The organism is Sphingomonas sp. DC5200-1 (assembly GCF_049897245.1).
In the GTDB taxonomy this organism is placed as follows: Bacteria; Pseudomonadota; Alphaproteobacteria; order Sphingomonadales; family Sphingomonadaceae; genus Sphingomonas; species Sphingomonas aquatilis.
In genome coordinates this window covers 1-3,728 of sequence record NZ_JAFCVW010000031.1, presented here as the reverse complement: position 1 = coordinate 3,728, position 3,728 = coordinate 1, and the positions used below count along the sequence as shown (strand labels likewise).

The window sequence follows — 3,728 nt, the reverse complement described above, 5'->3', positions numbered from 1 at the left end:
CTTCATCGTCATCCCCGCAAAGGGGGCGACATCATCTCGGAATCAGGGGGCGAGTAATTCTCGGAACAGGGGGGCGGCATCATTTCGGAATGAGGGGGCGGCTTCCCTCGGAATCAGCATTTTTCCATCGGAAAGCACGGCCCTGTCATAACAAGGCGTCTTCCCGACATGGTCAGGTTGACGCCGCGGCAGGGAAGAACCCACGATATGCGGGCGCAGGAGACACCACCCTGCTACTCTATTCTCGGCGCCCCCTGATAACTGTTCCTGCTTGACCTGTCACGCTGCCTTCTGAAGGTCATCATCGGCTGCGCGGCTTACACAAGGCTGCCGGTGTTACCGTCAGGAGAATGTCCGGGCCTACGCGCGCTCCCGACGCAATGCGCACCGTCCCGGACGTTTCAACGGCCAATAGCAGATCCTGAAAACCGTTCTTGACCCTGTAGTCGCTACAGGTCTTATGGAGCCTTCCGTACCCGGCGTCAGATGTCGGGCAGGAACGGGGGCAATGTGAGTTTGATGGTTCGTGCCGGCAGGGTCTGTGTCGGGAGCAGCGCGCTGGTTATTGCAACCATGATGGCCGGTACAGCCTATGCGCAAGCACAGGTCCAGGCCGACCACACAGAGGAGGCTGAGACCGAGATTGTGGTCCAGGCGACACGGACGGGGCGCAGGGTTCAGGACGAACCGATCCGTGTCGATGTCATCAATCGCGAGGAGATTGAAGAAAAGCTCCTCATGCGCCCCGGCAACATCGCCATGCTCGTCAGCGAGACGCCGGGCGTGCGGGTTCAGACCACATCGCCCGCGCTAGGCGCGGCCAATGTCCGCATCCAAGGCCTCAAGGGCCGCTACACGCAGATCCTGGCCGACGGATTGCCCCTCTATGGTGGGCAGACACCCTCCATTGGTCTGCTGCAAATCCCGCCCACCGATCTTGGCCAGGTGGAGATCATCAAGGGCGCGGCATCGGCGCTCTACGGTCCCTCAGCACTGGGCGGCGTCATCAATTTGGTGTCGCGTCGTCCGGCCAGCGAGTCGCAAGGCGAACTCCTGCTCAATGCTACCAGTCGTGACGGACAGGATGTGACGGGGTATGTCGCCGCGCCGCTCAGCAGCGTGTTCAGTGCCTCGGTCACCGCTGGCTATGACCGTCAAAGCCGACAGGATCTGAACGATGACGGCTGGGCCGACATGCCCGGCTATGAGCGCTTCACAGTCCGGCCCCGTCTGTTTGTCAACACTGCCGATGGGACCAAAGCCTTGGTCACTTTCGGCGCGATGGCGGAGCAGCGCGACGGCGGAACGATGCCGGAAGCCAATGCGCCGGACGGATCGCCGTTCGCGCAGACGCTGCACAGCCGGCGCTACGACCTCGGCCTCACGGCCGAAACACCGCTGGAAGGCATCGGCACGCTGCGTTTGCGCGCGTCCGGCGTTACCCAATCGCATCGCCATGTCTTCGGCAAGACAGTGGAGAATGACCGCCACCGCACGGCATTCGCTGAGGCCTCGCTCGGCGGCAAGGCAGGCGAGACGACATGGCTGGCAGGCGCTGCGATCCAGTTGGACGACTATCGGTCCAAAGCGTTCTCAGCCTTCGATTACAGTTATACCGTGCCCGCGCTTTTCGTGCAGGGTGAGCAGGAACTGGCCGACCGGCTGACCCTGGCGGGGAGCCTGCGCTGGGATGCGCATAGCGACTATGGCTCACATGTCAGCCCGCGCCTTTCCGCGCTCTATCGCCCTGGGCCCTGGACGATCCGTGCGTCGCTGGGACGCGGCTTCTACGCGCCGACACCGTTTGTCGAGGAGACAGAGGCCAATGGCCTTGCGCGCCTTCTGCCTTATGGAAAGCTCAAAGCGGAGTTTGCCAACAGCGGGTCGATCGACTTCGGCTACGCCAGCGGACCGTTCGAAGCGAACTTCAACCTGTTTGCCTCGAGCATTGACCATGCCCAACAGTTGCAGACGGTGGACGCGGATCATGTCACGCTCATCAATGCCGATGGCGTCACGCGGACGCGCGGCGCCGAAGTGCTGCTACGTTATCGCTGGCAGGCTCTGTCTCTGACCGGCAGCTACGTGCATGTCGCCGCGAATGAACCCGATCTCGATGGCTCTGGTCGGCGGATCGTACCACTGACGCCCCGAGACAGCGCGGGCCTTGTCGGAATGTGGGAGAAGGAAGGGCGTGGCCGTTTCGGGATCGAGGCATACTATACCGGACGACAATCCCTACCGGACGCAAAGCAGGTCCTATGTCCAGCTCGGCGCTATGGGCGAAGTGATATTGGGCAAGGTCAGCCTGTTCCTCAATGCCGAAAACCTGCTCAATGTGCGGCAGACGAAATATGACCGGCTGCTCCTGCCGCGTCGCGCACCGGCGGGGGCATGGACGGTCGATGCCTGGGCACCGACCGACGGGTTTGTCCTCAACGGAGGGGTGCGGATTCGCTTCGGCGGAGAATAGGCCTGCTCCTCAGTTCACCGCGCGCCTGGTGGATGATCTGCCATCCGCCGGACAGCGCGAGCGCGGCCATGATTGCTGCGACAGCGATGTCCGGCCAGCCCGTGCCGGTGCCGAACACGCCCAGCGCTGCGGCGACCACGGCGATATTGCCGATCGCATCGTTGCGCGAGCAGATCCAGACCGAGCGCCGGTTGGCGTCACCCGCGCGGTGACGCCAGAGCATCGCGGCGCAGGCAAGGTTCGCGACCATTGCGATCACGCCCACGATCCCCATGGTCTCAGCAGCTGGAACTATGCCCTGCGTCGCCATCCAGATCGTGTTGCCCAGCACCCAAATCCCGAACAACAGAATCGATACGCCCTTGGCCATAGCCGCCCGCGCTCGCCACGCCAGCGCCATGCCCGCGACGCCGAGGCTGATCGCGTAGTTGGCAGCGTCGCCCAGGAAGTCGAGCGCATCGGCCTTGAGCGATGCAGACCCGGCAGTGACACCGGCGACAATCTCCACGCCAAACATGACCGCGTTGATCACAAGCGCGATCCATAACACGCGCCGCCATGCCGCATCGTTCAGCTTTTCGGTATTGTCCTGTGATCCGCCGCAGCATCCGCCGGCCATATGCATCTCCTGTTTCGGTGATGACAGGCTATATAGGGCCTGTAGCAACTACAGGGTCAAGGGTATGGCATTCACGATCGGCGATATGGGCAAGGCTACGGCCACGAAGATCGAGACGATCCGCTATTATGAGAAAATCGGCCTGCTGCCTAAGCCGGCGCGGACAACGAGCAACTACCGGGACTATGGGCAGGCGGAACTTGGCCGACTGTCCTTCATCCGCCGGGCCCGCGACCTCGGGTTTTCGCTCGATCAGGTCCGTGCGCTGTTAAGCATCTCGGGCGACCGCAGCTGCGATTGCGCCGGTATCGACCGGATCGCCAAAGAGCACCTACTTGAAGTTGACCGCAAGCTCTCGGACCTTGCGGCGCTTCGCAAAGAGCTGAAGGCGGTAATTGATTCCTGCGATGGCGGCATCGTTGCGGATTGCCGTATTATCGAAGCATTGGGGCCTGCATCGCCAGCCTAAGAATGGCAGTTGTTTGCCTTCCGCGGTCCATACCTGCCGTTCTCCTTACGGCCAATCGCGGTCATTTACATGCGAGATACCCATTCAAGCTGCTGGTCGCAGGCGGGCCGTTGATTGAGGGAATTCTTCGTCGAGTGATGGGCCCAACCAAAATCCATCAAGCGTTG

General features: G+C 62.1%; 3 protein-coding genes. 2 read left to right on the top strand and 1 reads right to left on the bottom strand.

Features of this window, described 5'->3' with window-relative positions; translation table 11 throughout:
* The first annotated feature begins 519 nt into the window (after positions 1–519).
* Complete coding sequence (locus tag ACP7A3_RS20855) at positions 520–2,358, top strand: TonB-dependent receptor plug domain-containing protein (RefSeq protein WP_231729948.1); 1,839 nt, start codon at positions 520–522, stop codon at positions 2,356–2,358.
* 77 nt (positions 2,359–2,435) lie between these two features.
* On the opposite strand, the gene ACP7A3_RS20850 is transcribed toward ACP7A3_RS20855, so the two are convergent.
* Positions 2,436–3,092: a cation transporter gene (locus tag ACP7A3_RS20850; protein WP_066675301.1), complete on the bottom strand. Its 657-nt coding sequence runs from the start codon at positions 3,090–3,092 to the stop codon at positions 2,436–2,438.
* 64 nt (positions 3,093–3,156) lie between these two features.
* Here ACP7A3_RS20850 and ACP7A3_RS20845 point away from each other — a divergent pair, with 64 nt between their 5' ends.
* Positions 3,157–3,561, top strand: coding sequence for a MerR family transcriptional regulator (locus ACP7A3_RS20845; RefSeq protein ID WP_066675305.1), 405 nt, complete (start codon positions 3,157–3,159; stop codon positions 3,559–3,561).
* The last annotated feature ends 167 nt before the right edge of the window (positions 3,562–3,728 follow it).